This window comes from Qipengyuania rhodophyticola, from assembly GCF_042493225.1.
GTDB lineage: Bacteria > Pseudomonadota > Alphaproteobacteria > Sphingomonadales > Sphingomonadaceae > Erythrobacter.
The window spans coordinates 2620943-2642641 of the sequence record NZ_CP170454.1; the positions used below are offsets into that span (position 1 = coordinate 2620943).

The following is a 21699-nucleotide window of genomic DNA, read 5'->3' on the forward strand; positions in this document are numbered from 1 at the left end:
TCACGTTATCATCTTCCCTAGCCGCTGCCGCAGCGATTTACGCGCAGCCATAACATCGGCGCGCTGCCCAGCAATCAGGTAAGTGGCGATTGGCTCCTCCAGATGGTCGAGAATGTCTAGGGCCTCGCCAAGCCCCGCTATTTCGGGGCGTTTATCTGCCGCTGGCCCGCCACCATAGCCCATTTCGCGCAGCAGCAGCGTTTCATAAGCTACCAGCCCCTCGACCCAGCCGCGCGCAGAGGGCGCTGAACAGATCGCATCGAGCAGCGCGCCAAGCGCGCCATAAAGTGTTGGATAGGGACTGCGTTCGGGCAATGCGGTTGCGGTGAGCGCGCATACCCAACTGATCGCCGCTGCGGGCAAAGGTTCGGACAGCCAAGGCCCGCGGCTTTGCGCCAGTTCGAGCCGAGCGAAGGGCAGTTGGCTGGCAGATTTTGCGCGAATTTCCGCCTCGACCAGATTGCCGGGAATGACCACGGGGCGCAGGGTTCGCCCTCGTCCGCCCGCGACATAGGCCGCGACCAGCCCGCTTTCCTCGGTCAGCATGCGCGCGATTACTGCCGTCTCGCCATGAGCGCGGGCAGCAACAAGAATAGCTGGAGCGCGCAAATTCACAGCGCGTGGCGCTTATTTGATCTTGGCTTCCAGAGCCGCGATCCGGTCAGCCAGCGCCTCGTTTTCCTCGCGCGCTTTCGCAGCCATCGCCTTGACCGTGTCAAACTCTTCGCGGCTGACAAAATCCATACCGCCGAAGGCTTCTTTAGCACGTTCTCGCGCAGTCTCCCTCGCCTCACGGGTCATCCCCGCAAATGTGCCCGCCGCAGCGTTGGCGAGCTTTACGAAATCGGCGATCATGGGGTTCTGGCTTTGCATCTGACCCACATGGGGTCAGATGCGTTATTTGTCTAGATTGTTTGTTTTCCGCAGCACCTCCGTGCTGCGATATCCTCGCTCTCGCGATCACAGATCGCGTCGCTGCGGCCGGGCCTACAGGTGGCCTTTGGCCAGCTGCGTCTTCGACTTCGCTTCCGCCCTTGCGGCTCGCTAGCCGCTCGCCGTGCTCCGCGACTTGACCGGAAACCTCAGTCTAAATCACTCCCCAATCCGGACCCGCTCGACCGCCGGATCAGCTGCGGCAACACCGCCATCGGGGTTCGCCTGAATGAACTCGTAGTTGAGCAAAGTCGCAAAGGAGACCCATGCGAGATAGGGTAGCAATAGGATCCCCGCGAGCCGCCTGATCCGCCAGAACAGCGCGATGACGACCAACAGCGTAACCACCACTGCGATAATCACATACAGGCCGAGCTGCATATTCTGCATGCCGAAGAACGCGGGCGTCCACGACAGATTGAGGACAAAGTGAACTGCAAAGGCACCGAGCGCAAGGACACGCCCCCTCGCGCCCCACGCACTGCAAATCAGCGCCACTGAAATGCCGATCATCACATAAAGGATCGACCAGACGATGCCGAACCACATGGGTGGCGGGAAGATGGCGGGCTTTACCAGCCCTTGAAACCAAGCCGTATCGGGCCCGCCCAATTGCCCCGCGACAAATCCAAGCAGCACGATAAGCGGCACTGTGAACAGCGCCCACCGAATGAAACTAGCACGCAGCTGACTACGCGATGCCAACAGGGTCATGGGTTTGGTCCCAACTGTGATTCGTTAACTTTTACTAAGCGGGCATTGACGCGCTACGCAATGACCGCTGCAGCTTCCTTCCCCAAATGGTGCAGATCTGACCCGAAATCTACGCGAAGACAGCGCTAAACCTTCACAACCCCGTGCGCGATCAGGCTTTTGCCGCAATCGACAATGCTCTCCTCTTCCGGCCGCGTCGTCCAGCCAAGTCGCTTTTCAGCATGGCTGCCGTCGACGTGGCGTGACTTGCCGAGCTCGCTTTTGATCGAGCGCACGCCTGCGTTGAACAGGCTCAGCACGCTGACCATCCAATTCGGCATGATTTTAGTCGGCACTTTGCGTGTCTGCACGGCCGGCATTCCGGCTCTCAGCGCCTCGCCAACCTCGATCATTTTCATGAATTTGCCCGCTGCAAGAAAGCGTTCACCAGCCAGCCCAGGCTCCTCTAGGCACTTGACGTGCAGCTCGGCCACGTCACGCGTATCGACAACAGCAAAGCCGAGATCCGGTGCCATCGGCATCGATCCGTCGAGCAATTGCTTGACCGCTTCTACGCTGGCCGAATAATCGCCACTATCGACCGGGCCGAGCACCATGGACGGATTGACCGAGACGAACTCCATGCCCTCGCCTTCTGCCTCTACCCAATCGCGCGCCGCGCGCTCGGCAATCGTCTTGGACTTTACGTAGGGATAGACATCGGGATGGGTGATGTCGGTCCAGTCGCTCTCGTCGACCGTGTATTCCTTCTCGCTGCGGCCATAGGCCACCGCCGCCATGGAGCTGGTTTGCACAAACCGCGTCACGCCAGCCGCCTTGGCGAAGCGCAGCGCGCGCAAAGTGCCCTCGCGCGCAGGAACGATCATGTCGTTCTCATCCTTCGGCGTGCTGGCCGCGATCGGTGAGGCAACGTGGCACACATGGGTGCAACCTGTATTCGCCTCTGCCCAGCCGTCATCGCTCATGAGGTCAGCCTGAAAGACCTTGAAACTCTCCGCAGGAGGATTGCCGAAGCGAGCGCGCAGCCCCTCTTCGCTTTTGGCTTTGTTGCGAACGGTGGCGTTCACGATCCAGCCCTTGGCAAGAAGCTGTTTGATTATCTCGCCAGCGATATATCCGGTGCCGCCGGTGACTAGAACTTTGCCTGCCATTTGTGCTCTCCCAAGCTGTTATCGGAAGAGCGTAACGCGACACATTGCAAGGTGCAATTTACTTAAACAGCACCAGCTCCTCAGCCAGCGTCGGGTGGATAGCGGTGGTCGCATCAAAATCGGCCTTGGTCAGACCTGCTTTCACTGCGACCGCAGCGGCTTGCATAATCTCTGCGCTCTCCGGGCCAATCATATGAATGCCGACCACCTGATCTGTCGCGGCATTGGTAATCATCTTATATAGGCTGCGCTCATTGCGGCCGGCCACGACGTTCTTCATCGCGCGGAAATCGGACGTGTAGACTTTGATGTTGCCCAACTTATTGCGCGCTTCACCCTCGGTCATGCCGACCGCCGCAATAGGCGGGTGGCTGAATACCGCGCTAGCGATGCAGGAGTGATCGACGCCATATGGCTCGACGTCGCTAAAGACGCTGTCGGCAAAGGCCTGCCCCTCGCGGATTGCGACAGGAGTTAGCTGGACGCGGTCGGTCACATCGCCGACGGCATAAATGTAATCGACATTGGTCTGGCTGTATTCGTCGACCTTGATCTCGCCCTTCTCGCCGAGCTCGACGCCGACATTCTCCAGACCAAGGCCGCCAGTATTGGGGCTGCGGCCCGTTGCAAACATCACCACGTCCACGTCTTGGTCATCATCACCGTCCAGCTCGACATGTAAGCTGCCATCGTCATTTTTCGTGATCGATTTGAAGGTCGTATTGAAGTGGAAATTGATCCCTTTCATCAGGCTGATTTGCAGCAGCCGGTCGCGCAGGCTCTCATCATAGCCGCGCAGCAGCTGGTCAGAGCGATTGACGATGCACACCTTGCTGCCAAACTCATTGAAGATTCCGGCAAACTCATTGGCGATATAGCCCCCGCCCGCGATCATCACGCGCTTCGGCAGTTCGTCGAGATGAAACGCCTCGTTTGAGGTGATCGCGTGCTCGCTCCCTGGAAACTCCAAGCGCTGAGGCTGCGCGCCGGTTGCGACCAGAATGTACTTCGCAGTGACAACCTTGCCGCTTGCGAGCGTGATCTCGTGATCGCCGGTAATTTCGGCCCGCTCGCGGAAAACCTCTACATTATGATTGCCGAGTGTCTCGCCATACAGGCCCTCAAGCCGGTCAATATCGGTTTGCACATGATCGCGCAGTTTGACCCAATCGAAGCTCTTGCCTTCAATAGTCCAGCCAAATTGCTGCGCATCTTCCAGATCCTCAGCGAAATGCGCGCCGTAAACCAGCATCTTCTTGGGTACACAGCCGCGGATGACGCAGGTGCCGCCAACGCGGTATTCCTCGGCCACAGCAACGCGGGCGCCATGCGCAGCAGATACCCGGCTGGCGCGCACGCCGCCGGACCCTGCGCCGATGGTGAAAAGGTCGAAATCATACTGGTCAGCCATTGAGAAAGCTCCTGTTTACACGCGCGCTATGGCGAGCCTTTGCTGACTTGCCAAGCGCGTGTCTATTCTGGAGCCTGTTCGATGGCGGAGTGCAGTATGTTACGCGTTAGTGTTATCAGCGAGAGCCGCCGCCGCTGCCACGGTTGCCGCCGCGGCTTCCGCCGGGACGTCCACCGCGATTCCCGCCCGGACGGCCTCCACCGCCACCGGGACGGCCTCGGTTCCCGCCGCGATTACCGCCAGAGCCTTGGCCCGGACGACCACCGCCCCCGCCTTCTCTGCGCTCGCCGCCACCGCCGCTGCGTTCACCGCCGCCACCTGAGCCAGAGCCCTGCGGCCTGCCAGCACGGTTCGGATGCTTTCGCTTGCCACCAGGCTTCTTACCGCTGAAATTCTTCGGCTTGGGGTTCACACGCTGTCGCGGCTGTTTCGCAGGCGGTTTGGTCGGGCCGACCCCATCCACCACCGCGCGGAAATTATCCGGCAGCGGCAGACGCTCAAATTCAGCATCGGTGACCTTGCGAATATCTTTGAGATAGCTGCGCTCATCCTCGCCGCAGAACGCAATCGCAATCCCATCGGCCCCGGCGCGCGCGGTGCGGCCAATGCGGTGGACATATTGCTCTGGCACATTGGGCAGCTCGTAATTGATCACATGACTCACGCCGGGAATGTCGATCCCGCGTGCGGCCACATCGGTGGCGACCAGCACAGGCACCTTCGCCTTACGGAACTCGTCCAGCGCGCGTTGGCGCTGTGGCTGAGACTTGTTACCATGGATCGCATTGGCCGGAATGCCCGCTTGCCCCAGCTTCTTCACAACGCGGTCCGCGCCATGTTTAGTGCGCGTAAAGATCAGCACCCGCTCAAACTTACCCGGCACCTCATGCCGCTCATGCAGGATCATCTCGAGCAGCGTGATCTTCTCATCCTTCTGGACCATGAAGAGGTACTGATCGATCCGCTCGGCTGTCGTGCTTTCGGGCGTCACGCTGACCTGCACTGGGTTGCGGCAATAGTCGCGCACAAGCTCCTTGATCTGCTTGGGCATAGTTGCGCTGAAAAACAGCGTCTGCCGGTCGTCAGGAGCTAGCTCGCGGATCTTGCGCAGCGCATGGACAAAGCCAAGGTCGAGCATCTGATCCGCCTCGTCGAGCACCAGAACTTCCAGTTTCGACAGGTTGAACGCCTTCTGGTCGATCAGATCGAGCAGACGGCCCGGTGTCGCCACCAGAATATCGGTGCCACGGTGCAGCTTGTTACGGTCTTTATTGACCGAGGTGCCGCCGACGATCGAGTGCACTTTCATGCCCGCAAGGCCGCCATAATCCTTAGCCGATTGAGCGATTTGCCCCGCCAGCTCGCGCGTTGGCGCTAGCACCAGCATGCGGCATGATTTGAATGGGGTCTGGTTGTCCGCATCGCGCAGCCGGTCAATTCCGGGCAGCATAAAGGCGGCGGTTTTGCCCGTGCCGGTTTGGGCGATACCCAGAAGGTCGCGCCCCTCAAGAACGGCGGGAATCGCCTGCGCCTGAATCGGCGTTGGCGTGGTGTAATTCTTCATGTCGAGCGCCTGAAGGATCGGCTGTGACAGACCTAATTGGTCAAAAGTTGTAGTCATTATAAGTGTTTAAGCTCGCAAAATATGCGGCGCACAGAGCATAGCTCATGCGGTCGCGGTGGTTTGAAAACCGCCCGCGTGAAAAGGGAAGTTGGTGTTGAGTAATCAACCGAAGCGCGGCCGGGACAGATTGGTTTGGAAACCTATCGTCGCTTCACGCTGGCTCGCGCGCTTCGCTGGTTGGCCAAATGGGGTAGAAACTGCGCAAAGTCAATTTATTTCGCAGATGCAGCATTTTGTGGGAAGAGGATTGTCAGAAAATGGTAGGTGGAGGCGGACGTTCTCTTGATCACTGTTCGGAGCTCAGCTTGCCTAGCGCGGCAATGAAGAAATCTGCGGTCCTTTGGTCGAAACACACAAAGTTGACCGCTTCAAACTGACTTGGCCAAGAATCAGTGAATCTCTTCACGGTTCCTGTTGCGACCTCGGCGGCCTGTTCGAGGGGATACCCAAATCGTCCCGTAGAAATAGCCGGAAAGGCTATGTTCTTAAATCCGTTCTTACGGGCCAGTTCCATAGATGATGAGTAGCAACTCGCAAGCAAGTCTGGTTCCCCTTTTTGGCCTCCCTGCCAGTTGGGGCCGACCGTATGGATGATATGGCCTGCCGCAAGGCGATAACCCTTTGTCAGCTTTGCTGCGCCAATTTTGCAACCTCCCAGCAGCCTGCATTCATGAACAAGGTCGGGACCGGCAGCGCGATGGATTGCTCCATCGACACCACCGCCACCCAAAAGCGAGGTGTTGGCAGCATTGACGATTGCATCGACTTCACATTTCGTGATGTCGCCGACCGTCACATTCAAACTTGAAGTTCCCACTTTGGTCATTCAGCATTATTAGCTGTCACTGCGCTTGCCCGCAATTGGGGGGGAACGCGGACCTCATTTGGAGACTGTGACCTCTCCCACATACCTGCCCTCCCAGAGATAGAACCTCTCCGCGCTTCGCATGGCTACTGCCCCCTCTTTGGAGAGGAACACGAAGCCAACACCTTCGCGTACTTTACCAGGTTCAAGCGGATCATCGAGCAACGGCCAACCGTCAAAACCGACGACCGGCTCAGTTCTGTCAACAACGCAAGGGCAGCCCCAGCCCGGAAAGGCAGGAAAATTCCTCCCTCCCTTGTCGCGCACATAAAGTAACAGGCTGCCGATTAAGTCCGGACGCTTGGATCTCAGGCTTTCAGCCCGGCTAGCGTATGGGTTGAGGAAACTGCTACTCACCAACGCCTTATTCAACATTCCAACAGTTTCCGCAAATGGGTCGTTAGCGGACGTTACCCATCACCCCAACCCCGCCCTCTCCAATAGCACCCGCGTACTCGCATCAAACTCTGCGCCGCCGCCCTCGATATCTTTCGCCATTTTCTTGCCCAGCTCCACGCCGAACTGGTCGAACGGGTTGATCCCCGTCAGCACGGCATTCGCGAATACGCGGTGTTCGTGAAACGCGATCAGCGCGCCTAGCGCGGCGGCGTCCAGATCATCGGCGAGCATAGTCGCGCTGGGCCGGTCGCCGGGGAATGCCCGCGCAGGGTCTTTGCCATCAGCTGCCATATTGCCGCCCGCCATCAGCGCGGCCCCTTGCGCAAAGCAATTGGTGAGCAGGATGCGGTGATGTGCGGGGTCGAGCATATCGCCGGGCGCGATGCTGGCGATAAAGTCCACCGGCACCAAATGCGTGCCCTGATGCAGGAGCTGGAACACGGCATGCTGCGCATCCGTGCCCACCCCGCCCCAAGTGATTGCAGCGGTGGCGCCGTCAACCGGCTTGCCATCGGTGGTCACACGCTTGCCATTGCTTTCCATCTCCAGCTGCTGAAGATAGTCGGGCAGCTGCGCAAACCGCTCATCATAGGCGAAGCACGCGCGCGTCTGGCACCCGCGAATGCGCGCGTAATAGAGGTCTGCAAAGGCTGCGCGCAGACACAGATTGTCGCGCCCGTCCGTGCTCGCAAAATGCGAATCAACCGCCTGCGCGCCCGCCAGCATGGCCTCAAACTCATCCCAGCCCGCGCCCAGTGCGACTGGAAAGCCGATGCTCGACCACAGAGAATAGCGCCCACCGACACTTTCCGGGAACGGGAGGATGCGGGTTTCGTCCACACCCCACTCCACGGCCTTTTCCGGGCTGGCGGTTAGGGCAACCACGCGCCCGGACGGGTCCGCAACGCCGTTCTCACCCAGCCATTTCAGCGCGCTTTCCGCATTGGTCATCGTCTCAATCGTGGTGAAGGTCTTGCTGGCAACCGCGACCATGGTGGTCGCCGGATCGCAGGCGGCAAAGGCCTGTTCCAAAGCGAGCCCATCAATGTTGGAGACGACATGCACATCGACCTTCGCGAGATCGCGGGTCAGCGCATCCAGCGCCATCGCCGGGCCCAGCGCGCTGCCGCCAATGCCGATATGGATGAGGTGTTTAACCGGGCCGAGCGCGCCGTCATGAATGGCCTCCACGAGCAGTTTCATCCGCTGGTGCAGTGCCATCGCTTCTTCGACATCCGCCTCTGAGCCGGTGCCGCGCTGTGCAGTGTGCGTTGCCGCGCGCCCTTCGGTGACGTTGATAATTTCACCATTGAGCAATGCCGCCCGCTTGCCCGCGAAATCGCTCACCTCGGCAAGATTTTCAAACGCACCAAGCACCGCGTCGTCCAGATGCGTTTTCGACCAATCGAACAGAATGCCGCCGGCCGTCTCTTCCTCGCCCCACTCAATCCGACCCGACAACACGTCGACACGCGCCGCGCCGTCACGCTCGAATAGTGCCGCCAGTGTCGGTTGCGGCAATCCCGCAATATCAGCCCAGATCTGTGAAACGGTGCGCACGGTGTAAAAATCCTTTTCGTGTTTGCACATCAGCGACTAGGGACGCAGGCGATGGAAGAAAACCCCGTAATCACTGCGCACGCCGCCAAAACCAACAAAAAAACAGACGAGAGCTGGGGCGGCTTTACCTGGTTTCTGGTCAAACTCGTTCTGGTGGTACTCGCCTTTCGCGCCTTCGTGTTTTCGCCCTTTACCATCCCAAGTGAAAGCATGCTGCCGCGCTTGATGAACGGCGACTATCTGATCGCAGCGAAATGGCCCTATGGCTATTCAAAGCTGTCACTGCCTTATGAGGTCCCGTTGATACCGGGGCGGGTATTCGCGAGCCCGCCCGAGCGCGGCGATGTCGCAATTTTTAAGCATCCGGTTGACGGCATCGACTATATCAAGCGCGTGATCGCCCTGCCCGGTGACACGGTGGAACTGCGCGAGGGGCGCGTCATTTTGAATGGAGAGGTGCTGAAATATCAGATGCTTGACGATGCCATGGTGCCACTTTCCGCGAACACCACATGCCATCCCTTCGCGCAGCTTACTGAAGACGATGACGCGACAACCTGCGTGTATCCGCAATTGCAGGAAGTTCTTCCAAGCCAGCGCTCATATCCGGTGATTGACCTTGGCCCGGCGTATCAAGACAATTTCGGCCCCGTAACCGTTCCCGACGGAAAGCTCTTCGTGTTGGGTGATAACCGCGACAATTCCCAAGACAGCCGCTTTGACGCTGAGGCGCAGGCCGGTGTCGGGTTGGTGCCAGCAGAACTCTTGGTCGGGCGCGCAACCATGATATTGTGGTCAACCGATGGTAGCGCGCAGTGGAGCAAACCATGGACTTGGTTTACCTCGGTGCGCTGGAACCGGATAGGAAACACGCTGTGAACACGCTTGACCCTGAAGCTCGCGATTGGCTGGAGAAGACCGGTTTTACCGTCGGCGATGAGACCGCCTGGCGTGCCGCGTTAACACACGGCAGCATGAGCGAAACACGCGATTACGAACGGCTGGAATTTCTCGGTGACCGCGTGCTGGGGCTCGCCATTGCGGATTGGCTTTACGGTGACAGCAAAGCGGATGAAGGTAAGCTGTCACAGCGCCTTAATGCGCTGGTCAGCCGAGTGATGTGCGCGCGGATCGCCCGCGAGATTGGCCTGGGACCGCATATTCGCATCTCCAAACAGGCTGATAATGATGGCGGGCGCGATAGCGACAATATCCTCGGCGATGTGATGGAGGCCCTGCTGGGTATTCACTACCGCGAACATGGCTTTGCCGCGACGCGTGATGTCATTTACCGGCTGTGGCATGGTCCCCTCAATGGCGATGCGGGCCAGACGAAACATCCCAAGAGCGCGCTGCAAGAATGGGCGGCGGGCAATCAGCGCAAGCCGCCAGAATACACGGTGACGGACCGCTCTGGCCCCGATCACGCGGCGCAATTTACGGTCGAGGTGAGCGTTCGCAATGTCGGCAGTGCAGAGGCGACGGCGGGCAGCAAACAACAGGCCGAAAGAGAAGCGGCGCAGGCCTTTATGGAGAAATTCGGGTGAGTTCTAACCCCACACAAAAATGCGGCGTCGTTGCCGTCATCGGCGCGCCCAATGCGGGCAAATCGACGCTGGTGAATCAGCTCGTTGGCCAGAAGGTCGCGATCACTAGCTCCAAGGCGCAGACCACCCGCGCCCGCATGCTTGGCATTGCGCTGCATGATGAAACGCAGATGATCCTGGTCGATACGCCCGGCATCTTCTCGCCCCGCCGCAAGCTCGACCGCGCCATGGTCAGCGCGGCGTGGGACGGCGCATCTGCGGCGGATGCGGTGGTGCTGCTGGTCGATCCGATTAAGCAGCGACGGCATGAATTGCTCCCGTTGGTGGAAGCACTGGAGAAACGGCCTGAGCGCAAGATCCTTGTGCTGAACAAGGTCGACAAGGCAAAAAAGGAGCCGCTGCTCGCGCTGGCGCAGGAGCTGGGCGAGACGGTTGAATTTGCGGAGATTTTCTTTGTCTCTGCGCTGACTGGCGACGGCGTGCCGGAGATGAAAACGGCGCTTGCCGGAATGATGCCAGAGGGGCCGTGGCATTACCCGGAAGATCAAGTCTCCGATGCGTCGGAGCGCTTGCTTGCGACGGAGATCACCCGCGAGCAGCTTTACGCGCAGCTGCATGAAGAGTTGCCGTATGACACCGCCGTACGCCCGGAAAGCTATACGCAGCGCGATGATGGCTCAGTCGAAATCCGCCAGCAAATAGTGGTAACGCGCGACAGCCAAAAGCCCATCGTGCTGGGCAAAGGCGGCCAAATGATCAAGGCGATTGGCGAGGCTGCCCGCGCAGAGCTCAGCGAGCTACTCGGGCAAAAGGTTCACCTGTTCCTGCATGTAAAGGTCAGCGAAGGCTGGGCCGAGGATAAGGAAGTGTTCGAGGAAATCGGGCTGGATTGGTGAGGTTAGGAGCTGCAATGAACTGGTTGAAGAATATCTTTTCAAAAACTGCTCCTCCCGAGCTCCCAGCACATTTCCATGAGAATGCCGAGCTGTCGGAAGAACAGATCAGTCGCAAACTGCGTTCAGAAGAATGCCTCTTTAACCAGGGCATCGCGATTAATCCGCACCTGCCTTGTATCGAGAGCGAGTCCGAAGCGGCAATACGCGACCCTCTAGAAGTCCAGCGCCGCTTTTTTGCGGTTTCCTTCGTCGCATCGGTTGCATGGGAGAAACAGCACGGGGACATGCCTCACGACGCACTTCATGAAAGCTGCAACCGCGAAATCGATAAACGCGATCGTTGGTCATGGTTCACAGATCAAGAGCAGCGTTATCTGAAGATGGCGAGCACAGATCCAAACGAAGACCTTCAGCTGTCTTGGCGATATGAGGCGGCTTGGCCGCTCTATTGGGCCTTGGGTAGTGGTCCGGAGAAGTTGGAAGAGCCAGTATCAGAATGCGATGTCGGCCTCCTTGCTGAAACCGCCCACACTGGCGACCCAACAAACGACCCAAGACTTAGAGCAACTTCAGTGATACTCGACGAAGCGGACCTTATTTATAGATATCACTGGGCAACACGACAAGCTAACCTGAGTGGCAGGGAATTGAACGGCATCTCATCAAGCGTCGTTATCGAGCGCCATCATGCGTTGAACTGGCTGATCGGCTATGAAGATCAGGACTGGGACGAGGTGACCACGGACACCTAGAGCCGCCCTCAACCCACCCCAAGCTTCGCCAGCTTGGTGCGCAAAGCTGCCTCATCGAACGGTTTGACGATATAGTCATCCGCGCCCGCTGAGATCCCTTCATGGATATCGGTCGCCTCGCCTTTCGACGTGCAGAACACCACCACCGGTGCCTTTTGGGTCGGCAATTTGCGCAGGTTCGCGACAAAGTCAGGGCCGCTCATCACCGGCATTTGCCAATCGGTCAGCACCAAATCGGGCATGCCGCTTTTGCAGCGTGTGAGCGCTTCTTCGCCATTTTCTGCTTCTGCAACCGAATAGCCAAGGCTCTCTGCGATCTTGCGCGACACCTTGCGGATCATGCGGCTATCATCGACGATCAGGCAGACCTTCTTGCCCACACGCGCTTGGTTGACCTGACGCATGGCCTTGGCCGAGGCGACAATCGCATCTGTCTGCGCAGCGGGAGCAGCTGGCTCGGTGTCGTCCAAGCTCGCTGGCACGCCCACTTCCACCGGGTCTGACGCCTGCGGATTCACTGCTTGCTCAGACGAATCGCCAGCAGCCTGCGTATCCTGCTTGGTCGCAGCAAGCTTCTGCGCGAGAGTCATGCCCTCTAGTTCAGGATCCTGGTTCGCTTTCGCGCCGGTCGTGCGTTTGATTAGATTTTGAATTGCTCAAGCTCCCTCTGGATGCTGGGCGCGCTATTTGGATTCAGCGAAGCCATTGGCGCTGGCTGTTTCACCTGCTCTACCGGTGGTTGGCTCGGCAAGCCTTCGCCTGCTGTCATCCGGACGTGCAGATATGGCATCCACACATCGCCAAACTCGGCCTTTTGATACCACACATCCAGCACATCATAACTGGCCCACATGCCGTCAGGCTCGCGCAGGCGCAGCCCTTCGCCAATGCGCGGCACGGCCGCAAAGCGCACGCGCTCCTGGCTTTGATGTGTTTCGTTCTGAACTTCGATTTCAATCATTATCGCGTCACCCGGTCTTCGAATTAGGGGATACCGCGTAATTCTTGATGATTTGCGAACGTCTGGGATTTATTTCCGAGGCGGGCAATCATTTGAACGAGATTTAGGCAATAGGATCAGTGCTTCTTGGCGATCTTGATCTTGTTTTGCTTGGCAAAACTCTTGGTGGATTCCTCGCTGCGGTTCAGCGCCTTGGCGATTTGTCGCAAGCCCTGCCCCTTAGAGGCGAGCAGCTTTAACCGGCCAGCTTCTTCGGCATTCCAGGGCTGTTTGTGCCTCTCAAAGCGGTCTTTCGCCATCAGTCGTCAGACTTCGCCGCAGCTTTTTTCTTCGCCGGAGCCTTCTTCTTGGCAGCTGGCTTCTTCTTTGGGGCGGCTTTCTTGCGCTTCTTCTTTGCCGGGCCTTTCGCAGCACGCTCCGTGATCAGCTCAATCGCCTTCTCTTCGGTCAAATCCTCAGGCTTCATCTCCTTGGGGATCGTCGCATTGGTCGTACCATCGGTGACATAGGCGCCGTAGCGGCCTTCAAGCAGCTTCATCTCACCCTCAGACGCAGGGTGTTTGCCAAAGGTCTTGATCGGCTCACGAGCAGCCCCGCGACCGCCTTTGCGATTGGCAGCCTCCGCAATCAGATCGACCGCGCGGTTCATGCCAACCTCAAAAATCTCCGCCGTGCTTTGCAGCTTGCCATATTTTCCATCACAGCGAACGGCCGGGCCATAGCGCCATAGCCCCGCTTCGATATCATTGCCGCTTTCAGGATGCGGCCCCAGAATGCGCGGCAAATCGAGCAGTTTGACCGCCCATTCGAGATCGAAATCGTCGAGATCCTTGGGTATACTTGCGCGTTTCGCCTCTTTGCCTGTGCCCATTTGGACATAGGGACCGAAACGGCCAGACTTGCGCTCAATATCGAGGCCGGTTTCCGGGTGCTTGCCCATCGCCGTATCCTGCGTGCCTTCATCACCATCTTCACCCGGCTGAGCAAATTGACGGGTGAACTTGCACTCAGGGTAATTCGCGCAGGCAACAAATGCGCCAAAACGTCCGCCGCGCAGCGCCAAGCGGCCTCCATCGCGACCTTCCTTGTCACATAGCGGGCAGAAGCGCGGGTCTTTGCCATCTTCGCGCTCGGGGAAGAGATAATCCTCAAGATATTCATCGAGCACCTCGGTCACTTCCGAGGGCTTTTTCTCCATAATCTCTTCGGTTTTTGGCTTGAAATCGCGCCAGAACGCCTCGAGCAGCTTCTTCCACTGCTCATCTCCGGCCGATACCTGGTCAAGCTCGTCTTCCATGCCCGCGGTGAATTCATACGCGACAAACCGCGCAAAGAACCGCTCAAGGAATGCGGTCAGCAACCGGCCCGATTGTTCAGCGAAGAAGCGGTTTTTCTCCATCCGCACATAGTCGCGGTCGCGCAGCGTCTGAATGGTGCTGGCATAAGTCGACGGGCGGCCAATGCCGAGCTCTTCCAGCCGCTTGACCAGCGAGGCCTCGGAGAAGCGCGGCGGCGGCTGAGTAAAGTGCTGGTTGGCCTCGACCGCCTTCTTGTCCGGCACGTCGCCTTTGCGGATGATGGGCAGCAGGCCCTCTTCATCCTCGTCCTTATCGTCAAAGCCCTCTTGATAGGCCGCGAAATAGCCGGGGAATTTGACCACTTGGCCGGTCGCGCGCAGCTCATGTTGGCCGGTGGCATCGCGCATAGTGACGGTCGTTCGTTCCAACAGTGCGGTGGCCATTTGGCTCGCAATCGCACGTTTGAAAATCAGGCCATAAAGCTTGGCCTCATCGCCCGATCCAGCGGCATCGCGGCTGAAATTGGTGGGGCGGATTGCTTCATGTGCCTCCTGAGCATTCTTGGCTTTGGTACTGTAAAAACGCGGCTTTTCGGGAAGATATTCGTTGGAATATCGCTCACCAATCGCATCACGCGCAGCGGAAATGGCGCTGCCATCCATCTGCACACCGTCGGTCCGCATATAGGTGATCGCGCCCGCCTCATAGAGCGACTGCGCACACCGCATTGTGTGGCTGGCCGAGAAGCCCAACTTGCGCGCTGCCTCTTGCTGCATAGTCGAGGTCGTAAACGGAGGGGCCGGGTTGCGCTTGAGCGGTTTGGTCTCAATCTCTTCAACCGTGAAGCGGCCTTCCTCGACCGCCTTTTTCGCCTCAAGCGCCGCGCCTTCATTGCCCAGCGTCAGCTTCTCAAGTTTCTTGCCGTTATATTTGAACAGCCGCGCGTCAAACGCGGTGCCATCATGCTCCAGCTTGGCGAGCACAGACCAATATTCCTCAGGCTTAAACAGCTCAATCTCATGCTCACGCTCGCAAATCAGGCGCAGAGCGACCGATTGCACCCGGCCCGCACTTTTCGCGCCTGGCAGACGCCGCCACAGCACCGGCGACAGGGTAAAGCCGTAAAGATAATCGAGCGCGCGGCGCGCCAGATAGGCGTCAATCAGATCGGTATCGAGCTCACGCGGGCTCTTCATCGCCTCTGTCACGGCAGACTTGGTGATCGCGTTAAACGTCACCCGATCAACCTTGGTGGGCAGAGCTTTGCGCTTCTTCAGCAGCTCTTGAACATGCCAGCTGATCGCCTCGCCTTCGCGGTCAGGGTCAGTCGCGAGGACCAGCCGGCTCGCATTCTTGGCGGCATCGCTAATCTCTTTGAAGCGCTTCTGCTTGTCGCGGTACAGCTCCCAATCCATCGCGAAATCCTCGTCCGGGCGGACGCTGCCGTCTTTGGGTGGCAGATCGCGGACGTGACCATAACTGGCCAGAACCTTGAAGTCCTGGCCCAGATATTTCTCGATAGTCTTCGCCTTGGCGGGCAATTCAACAATGACGAGTTGCATGGATGCTTTTGAAATCCCTTACGTGTGTGTGCGCGTCACGCGTGGTGCGTGCGTATACGCGCAAGTCTGATTTTGAAAAGGGGGACGTCAAGTGGGGATTTACGACGCCAGCAATTTAGCCGACGAACTGCACCAAGAGTTCGAAGAGTTTAGTTAGCGACTGCTGAAGGAGCAACAAAGTGGGGATTCCATAAAACACGAAATTTCCAGAAGCTTTGCCTGCCGTCTTTGCAAACTCTTCAGCCGCAATATCAGTTTTACCGCCGATCCATCTTGCGACCTTGCCAATTAGCCGAAAAATAGCTTGTCCTCCAGCGAGCAGAATGTTGCTGGATGGCTCCGCTTTTGCCACTTCATTTCGGATCTGCGCAATCGTGGTCAACATTTCGGCTCGATCTCGTTCACTAATCGCAAACTCAGATGGAGGGTTGTTATGGCCAATTCCGACTTTTTCGGCTGCCTCCTCTTCTTTCCCAACTTGAACTTTCGCGAGGGCACGTTCCGCGTCGACAGCCGCAGCTAGCAATTCGCCAATGAGTGCTTGTTGATTGCCGAAATCGCCTGCGAAAGGCGAGAAATCGTTTGAGCGATCGGTAAGAATTGCAAATCGCATGCGTAAAATGTTTTGTGACGGTAAGTTTGAATATCCAACATCAAGAAGTTCAACAGCAGCGTAAAAACCCTCGGTATTCTTGAGCAGCGCCACCTGCCCGACCCCCGGCATGCGATGTCGCGAGGTAAAGTCGGCAGACGCTACAGCACTCGGCGTTATCTGGCTAATCGTCGTCACGCCTTCGGCAATCGCAACGCCTTCTATGCCAGGTGGATCGTTGAGTAGATAAACGGATCGCGCACTCGCTTTGCCCCACTTGGTCTCGAACGCCCACGGATCAGAACCTATAACGAACCGACCGTCGTGGCTCTGATAGTTGAAGGTAACCTCGCCTAGTTTACGCTCATCTCGTGGCGGTTCCACATGATTTAACTTGGCCAACTAAATATCCATCCTTTGTATCGACCATCCTTAAGATGCTTGGTCAATTCAACCGCATCTAGGGCAAAGTTGAACCAATCGATTTGAGCTTACTAGCCCGTCATTGGAAACTTCCAACCAATGTCGACAAAACCGCCAAAAACACCCCCAAAAACAGCCACTCACCCCAGACTCACCTTGCCCCCCGCATGGCGCACCAGCCTACCGCTGATCTCCAACTCCAACAGCGCGAGTTGCACGCTAGCGGGGCTTTCGCCTGACTGCCGGATCAGCTCATCAATCGCGACCGGGGCGCTGGTGAGAAGGTTGGCAACATCGGCGGGCTCTGCATCTGCAAAATCCTCCGGCGCGTGGTCAAATTCGCTCACCGGCTCGCGGAAGGTGGAGCGCGGCGTCCCGTCAAAGCCGGAGACCAGCTCAATGATATCATCCGCATTCTGGACCAGCACTGCGCCTTCGCGGATTAGGTGGTTGCAGCCCTGACTGCGCGCATCGAGCGGGCTTCCGGGGATTGCCATAACTTCGCGCCCCGCCTCGCCCGCCAGCCGCGCGGTAATTAGCGAGCCAGACTTGGGCGCCGCCTCCACCACCAGCGTGCCCGCCGCGAGCCCGGCGATAATACGGTTGCGGCTGGGGAAATGGCTGCCGCGCGGTTCAGTGCCCGGAGGTTGTTCGGCGATGAGCAGGCCCTCAGTCGCGATCCGTTCCTGCAACGCCTCATGCTGCGGCGGATAAGCAATGTCGATCCCGCTGGCGATCACGCCGATGGTGCTGCCTTCGCTGCTCGCCAAAGCGCCCTCATGCGCCGCGCCGTCAATTCCGCGCGCCAGCCCTGACGCGACCACCCAGCCCGCAGCCGCAAGCTCCCCCGCCAACTCGCGCGCCAGCTTAACCGCCGCCGCGCTGGCATTGCGCGCCCCGACCATTGCCACGCAGGGTTTTGCCGCGAGCCCCGCATCCCCGCGATACGTCACAATCGGCGGCGCGCCCGCAATTTCGCCCAGCAAAGCGGGGTAATCCGGTTGGTCGTGAAACAGATATTTGGCACCGGCTGCGCGGACACTCTCCACCTCGCGCTCTATCCGGTCAACCGGCGCAGCGCGGTAGCTACGCTTACCCTTACCGCCTAATTCGGGCAGAGCCTCTAGCGCAGCAATTGCATTGCCAAAACGCGCCAGCAGCTGAGCATAGCTGACCGGCCCGATATTGGGCGAGCGCAGCAAGCGAATGCGGGCAAAGGCCTCTGCCTGAGATAGGCCAGACGCGCTCACTTCTTTTGGCCGACTTTCGGCTCTTCACCGCGCATCAGACGGCCAATATTCGCGCGATGCTGAAACAGGACGATGACCGCAATAGCAATCAAGGGCCAGATCACAGCGGAATAACCGAGGCCCCAAGCAACCAGAGGCGCGGCCACAACCGTGGTCATCGAAGATACCGAAGAAATACGGCTTACCGCGAGGGTCAGCGCCCAAATCCCTGCGCAGATCAGCATCAGCGGCCAAGCCAGCGCGAGCAGAACGCCCGCTGCGGTCGCAAACCCCTTGCCGCCCTTCAACTTCAGCCATGGGGTGAAACAATGTCCGGCCACCGCGGCGACCGCGGCAATTCCTTGTGTGCCGGGCCAGAAATGCGCCGCCACTAGCACAGGGACCACGCCTTTGGCCGCATCGAGCAGCACGGTTGCCGCGGCCAGCCCTTTGTTGCCGGTGCGCAGTACATTGGTTGCGCCAATGCTCCCGCTGCCGATATCACGCACATCGCCAAGGCCAGCTGCCCGGGTCAGTATCAGACCGAAAGGGACAGAGCCCAGCGCAAAGCCCAGCAAAGCCGCCAGCCAAATATGCGTGTTGCCGTCCATCAAAGCCCCTTTCGCAGCGCGCCGTAAGCGGCAACGCTTCCCTTTTCAGCGTGCCTAAGTAAAAGCCGCGGTCACGACAACCTTATCGATACGGAAAACGATCCATTTCTGACCCATCCGCCCCGATTTTGCTGCTCGACACAGGTGTCGGCGGGCTGACCGTGCTACGCGAGCTGCGCAAGGTGCTGCCCAATGCTCCGGTGATATTCGCCGCTGACGAGGCTGGACGCCCCTATGGCACAAAGACCGAGGCTGAGGTCGCCGCGCGCGTTTCTGGCCTGCTGGGACGAATGGCGGAGCGCTATAAGCCGCGGCTCATCTGTATTGCCTGCAACACCGCCAGCACAATTGCGCTCGATATGGTGCGCGATGTTCTGGAGACGCCAATTGTCGGGACCGTACCCGCTATCAAACCCGCTGCGCTCAGCAGCAAAACCGGCGTAATTGGCTTGCTCGGCACGGCGGGAACCATTCGGCAACCCTATGTCGACCGGCTTGAGAAGGAGTTTGTAGGCGAAGGCACTTTGCTGCGCCATGCCGCGCCCGAATTGGTCGAGCCTGCGGAACAGAAGCTACGCGGCGAGCCAGTTGATCGCGCTGTTCTTGCCGCAGCGCTCAATGCCCTGACCGAGCACCCCCAGGGGCTGTATATCGATCATGTCATTCTTGGCTGCACGCATTTTCCTCTGCTTAAGGCCGAGCTGGAGGATGTCGCCGTGTTCGATTTGGGCTGGTCGCCCGATGTTAGGTTCATCGATGGCAGCGCGGGGATAGCGCGGCGGATTGCTAGCCTTCTTAAAGACGAAAAATATGCACGCAGTGATCCAGATTTTGCAGTAACGACTGGCAACCTTGATGAATTCAAACGTCTTTCCAATGTCTTAGAGGATTTGGGCCTGAGCAGAATCACCCAGTTCTAAGCATGCTTGTCGCGAATCGCTCGCAAAGATCGCAGTGGAATTTGCGCGGCGGGCCGACTAGATGCTCCCGCGTAAGCGCCAAGTAGTGGGTGCAGGCAAACAGGGAAGTACCCGTGAACTACGGACAGATATTCGACGAAGCGATTGACCGCCTTCACTCCGAAGGCCGCTACCGCGTTTTCATCGACATTCTGCGCAATAAGGGCGCATACCCAAACGCGCGCTGTTTCCACGGCCATAACGGCCCCAAGCCGATCACTGTGTGGTGCTCGAATGATTACCTCGCCATGGGTCAGCACCCCAAGGTGATTGAAGCGATGGAAGACGCGCTGCACGATGTGGGTGCAGGTTCCGGCGGCACCCGCAATATCGGAGGCAACACGCATTTCCATGTTGAGCTGGAAGAGGAGCTGGCGGACCTCCACGGCAAGGACGGCGCGCTACTGTTCACCAGCGGATATGTATCGAATGATGCGACGCTCTCGACCATTGCCAAGCTGCTGCCCGGCTGTGTGATCTTCTCTGACGAGCTTAACCACGCCAGCATGATCGCCGGCATTCGTAATTCTGGATGTGAAAAGCGGGTGTTCCGTCATAACGATCTGGAACATCTCGAAGAACTGCTTGCAGCAGAAGACGAGGCGACGCCCAAGCTGATCGCGTTTGAAAGCGTTTATTCCATGGACGGCGATGTTGCGCCGATCCACGCGATTTGCGACCTCGCGGAGAAATACAACGCCCTCACCTATGTGGATGAAGTCCACGCGGTCGGCATGTATGGTGCACGCGGTGGCGGTATCACCGAACGCGACGAAGCCGCGCACAGGATCGACATTATCGAAGGCACGCTCGGCAAGGCATTTGGCGTTATGGGCGGCTATATCGCGGCCGATACGCGCATCATCGATTGCATCCGCTCATATGCGCCAGGCTTTATCTTCACCACCTCGCTCAGCCCAGTGCTGGTCGCTGGCGTACTCGCGTCAGTCAAACACCTGAAAGAAAGCTCCGAAGAGCGCGATGCTCAGCAAGCCAATGCGGCAATGCTCAAGGATATTCTGCGCGATGCCGGTATTCCGGTGATGGACAGCGTCACGCATATCGTGCCGGTCATGGTCGGCGACCCAGTGCGCGCGAAGAAGATCAGCGACATTCTGCTCGCCGAATACGGCGTGTATGTTCAGCCGATCAATTTCCCAACTGTGCCGCGCGGTACGGAACGACTCAGGTTCACGCCCGGTCCGGCACATACGGAAGAGATGATGCGCGATCTGGCCGAGGCATTGGTCGAAATCTGGGACCGGATGGATCTGGAATTGGCAATAGCCGCTTAAAATACCTGTTTACAGAACGTTACAGGGAAAGCCTGCGCCGGCCATTGCGCGTCGTATACATACAATGTTAACCAACAAACTGCTGTTATAACATGGACATCGCAGGGGAGTGCGACGCCTTGTCCCGTTCAGAGACAAAGTTGAAAACCCCGCTTGTCCAAGAGGTTAACAGCCCGTAAACGGTAACACGAATCGCGTACCAAACTGATTGCGCTCTTGAAAAACATAGGTCGTGTTTGAGAGTGTGGTCATTAATAAACAGAGGGAATGTAAATGCTTAAACTCGCTTCTATCGCTACTGCGACTGCAGCTGCGGTTGCGCTCACAGCGCCAGCCCAAGCTTCGGTAACTATCGACATCACGCAAGACCCAGCGCCTTGCTCAATCACTGATCCAATCTGCACATTCGACTTTGACGCTGTTGTTCAAGACGAAGGCGCATTTGAAGCAACTGGCACGTTCACACTGCCACAGTTCGGTGCGGCTTCAGGCAGCATCACAACAACTGCGTCATTCCTGAACGGAATGCTCAACGGCAACATCGATTTCTCTGAAATCTTCCTGATCGATCCTAATATGACTGTGATCGACTTTGCGTTGGCGACTATCCCAGTGGGTACATCAGAGCTTGAGCTTGGTGCTGTATCTTTTGACGCGATCGCTGGTGAGTACACTCTCGTTGCTCGTGGCACCAACTCAAACGGCCCTTCAGGCTTCGGCGGCGACCTTACTTTCGCAGCTGTTCCTGAGCCAGGCACATGGTTGATGATGATCCTCGGCTTCGGCGCCATCGGTTTCGCAATGCGCGGCCGTAAAGAGAACGTACGTCGCATCTCAGTCAACTACGCATAATTGACTGAAGCGAAATACGCTTAAACGGATTAGGGGAGCTTCGGCTCCCCTTTTTTGTACCTGTC

The 21699-nt window shown here is 58.1% G+C and carries 23 protein-coding genes; 7 read left to right on the top strand and 16 right to left on the bottom strand.

The window, feature by feature from the left end:
• The 9 genes from recO to pgi all read right to left on the bottom strand — a co-directional run bounded on the left by recO (position 1) and on the right by pgi (position 8687).
• On the bottom strand, positions 1-615 hold the full coding sequence (recO, locus tag ACFCXQ_RS12565) for a DNA repair protein RecO (protein ID WP_379551080.1): 615 nt from the start codon (positions 613-615) through the stop codon (positions 1-3).
• A 12-nt stretch (positions 616-627) separates the two neighbouring features.
• Positions 628-873, bottom strand: coding sequence for an accessory factor UbiK family protein (locus ACFCXQ_RS12570; protein ID WP_379551082.1), 246 nt, complete (start codon positions 871-873; stop codon positions 628-630).
• A gap of 219 nt (positions 874-1092) precedes the next feature.
• Positions 1093-1647 (bottom strand): TspO/MBR family protein, encoded by a 555-nt coding sequence (locus ACFCXQ_RS12575; RefSeq protein ID WP_379551084.1) that lies wholly within the window; start codon positions 1645-1647, stop codon positions 1093-1095.
• A gap of 125 nt (positions 1648-1772) precedes the next feature.
• Entirely contained in the window at positions 1773-2798 is a 1026-nt protein-coding gene (locus ACFCXQ_RS12580) for an NAD-dependent epimerase/dehydratase family protein (protein WP_379551086.1), read from the bottom strand.
• Positions 2799-2856: 58 nt separating this feature from the next.
• Positions 2857-4209, bottom strand: a complete 1353-nt coding sequence (gorA, locus tag ACFCXQ_RS12585) for a glutathione-disulfide reductase (protein ID WP_379551088.1) — start codon at positions 4207-4209, stop codon at positions 2857-2859.
• A 115-nt stretch (positions 4210-4324) separates the two neighbouring features.
• A complete protein-coding gene (locus ACFCXQ_RS12590; protein WP_379551090.1) occupies positions 4325-5830 on the bottom strand; it encodes a DEAD/DEAH box helicase in 1506 nt (501 codons plus the stop codon).
• 289 nt (positions 5831-6119) lie between these two features.
• A complete protein-coding gene (locus ACFCXQ_RS12595; RefSeq protein ID WP_379551092.1) occupies positions 6120-6659 on the bottom strand; it encodes an O-acetyl-ADP-ribose deacetylase in 540 nt (179 codons plus the stop codon).
• A gap of 54 nt (positions 6660-6713) precedes the next feature.
• The gene (locus ACFCXQ_RS12600; RefSeq protein ID WP_379551094.1) at positions 6714-7055 is read right to left on the bottom strand and encodes a hypothetical protein; all 342 of its coding nucleotides are present in this window, start codon (positions 7053-7055) and stop codon (positions 6714-6716) included.
• A gap of 60 nt (positions 7056-7115) precedes the next feature.
• The gene (pgi, locus tag ACFCXQ_RS12605; protein ID WP_379551096.1) at positions 7116-8687 is read right to left on the bottom strand and encodes a glucose-6-phosphate isomerase; all 1572 of its coding nucleotides are present in this window, start codon (positions 8685-8687) and stop codon (positions 7116-7118) included.
• A 21-nt stretch (positions 8688-8708) separates the two neighbouring features.
• On the opposite strand from pgi, the gene lepB reads away from it, so the two are divergent.
• From lepB to ACFCXQ_RS12625, 4 genes are read left to right on the top strand one after another with little or no spacing between them, the layout of a single operon-like run.
• Positions 8709-9536 (top strand): signal peptidase I, encoded by an 828-nt coding sequence (gene lepB, locus ACFCXQ_RS12610; protein WP_379551098.1) that lies wholly within the window; start codon positions 8709-8711, stop codon positions 9534-9536.
• Positions 9485-10204 carry a ribonuclease III gene (gene rnc, locus ACFCXQ_RS12615; RefSeq protein WP_379551100.1) on the top strand — a complete coding sequence of 240 codons (720 nt, stop codon included), beginning with the start codon at positions 9485-9487 and terminating at the stop codon, positions 10202-10204. Before lepB ends, rnc begins: the two co-directional genes overlap by 52 nt.
• Positions 10201-11100, top strand: coding sequence for a GTPase Era (gene era, locus ACFCXQ_RS12620; RefSeq protein ID WP_379551102.1), 900 nt, complete (start codon positions 10201-10203; stop codon positions 11098-11100). Before rnc ends, era begins: the two co-directional genes overlap by 4 nt.
• Positions 11101-11114: 14 nt before the next feature.
• Entirely contained in the window at positions 11115-11852 is a 738-nt protein-coding gene (locus tag ACFCXQ_RS12625; protein ID WP_379551104.1) for a DUF4272 domain-containing protein, read from the top strand.
• An 8-nt stretch (positions 11853-11860) separates the two neighbouring features.
• Here ACFCXQ_RS12625 and ACFCXQ_RS12630 read toward each other — a convergent pair whose 3' ends face one another.
• From ACFCXQ_RS12630 to plsY, 7 genes are all read right to left on the bottom strand, one after another.
• The gene (locus ACFCXQ_RS12630; RefSeq protein ID WP_379551106.1) at positions 11861-12442 is read right to left on the bottom strand and encodes a response regulator; all 582 of its coding nucleotides are present in this window, start codon (positions 12440-12442) and stop codon (positions 11861-11863) included.
• Positions 12443-12492: 50 nt separating this feature from the next.
• Positions 12493-12813: a hypothetical protein gene (locus ACFCXQ_RS12635; RefSeq protein WP_379551108.1), complete on the bottom strand. Its 321-nt coding sequence runs from the start codon at positions 12811-12813 to the stop codon at positions 12493-12495.
• A 116-nt stretch (positions 12814-12929) separates the two neighbouring features.
• A complete protein-coding gene (locus ACFCXQ_RS12640; protein WP_379551110.1) occupies positions 12930-13112 on the bottom strand; it encodes a hypothetical protein in 183 nt (60 codons plus the stop codon).
• On the bottom strand, positions 13112-15673 hold the full coding sequence (gene topA, locus ACFCXQ_RS12645) for a type I DNA topoisomerase (RefSeq protein ID WP_379551112.1): 2562 nt from the start codon (positions 15671-15673) through the stop codon (positions 13112-13114). The genes ACFCXQ_RS12640 and topA overlap by 1 nt, the downstream gene beginning before the upstream one ends.
• 115 nt (positions 15674-15788) lie before the next feature.
• Complete coding sequence (locus ACFCXQ_RS12650; RefSeq protein ID WP_379551114.1) at positions 15789-16667, bottom strand: hypothetical protein; 879 nt, start codon at positions 16665-16667, stop codon at positions 15789-15791.
• 161 nt (positions 16668-16828) lie between these two features.
• Entirely contained in the window at positions 16829-17938 is a 1110-nt protein-coding gene (dprA, locus tag ACFCXQ_RS12655) for a DNA-processing protein DprA (protein ID WP_379551116.1), read from the bottom strand.
• Complete coding sequence (plsY, locus tag ACFCXQ_RS12660) at positions 17935-18528, bottom strand: glycerol-3-phosphate 1-O-acyltransferase PlsY (RefSeq protein ID WP_379551118.1); 594 nt, start codon at positions 18526-18528, stop codon at positions 17935-17937. The genes dprA and plsY overlap by 4 nt, the downstream gene beginning before the upstream one ends.
• Before the next feature lie 128 nt (positions 18529-18656).
• Here plsY and murI point away from each other — a divergent pair, with 128 nt between their 5' ends.
• The 3 genes from murI (at position 18657) to ACFCXQ_RS12675 (ending at position 21634) form a co-directional block, all read left to right on the top strand.
• Positions 18657-19448 carry a glutamate racemase gene (gene murI / locus ACFCXQ_RS12665; RefSeq protein ID WP_379551120.1) on the top strand — a complete coding sequence of 264 codons (792 nt, stop codon included), beginning with the start codon at positions 18657-18659 and terminating at the stop codon, positions 19446-19448.
• Positions 19449-19561: 113 nt separating this feature from the next.
• Complete coding sequence (gene hemA, locus ACFCXQ_RS12670; RefSeq protein ID WP_379551122.1) at positions 19562-20782, top strand: 5-aminolevulinate synthase; 1221 nt, start codon at positions 19562-19564, stop codon at positions 20780-20782.
• Between the two features lie 273 nt (positions 20783-21055).
• On the top strand, positions 21056-21634 hold the full coding sequence (locus ACFCXQ_RS12675; protein WP_379551124.1) for an FxDxF family PEP-CTERM protein: 579 nt from the start codon (positions 21056-21058) through the stop codon (positions 21632-21634).
• Positions 21635-21699: the final 65 nt, after the last annotated feature.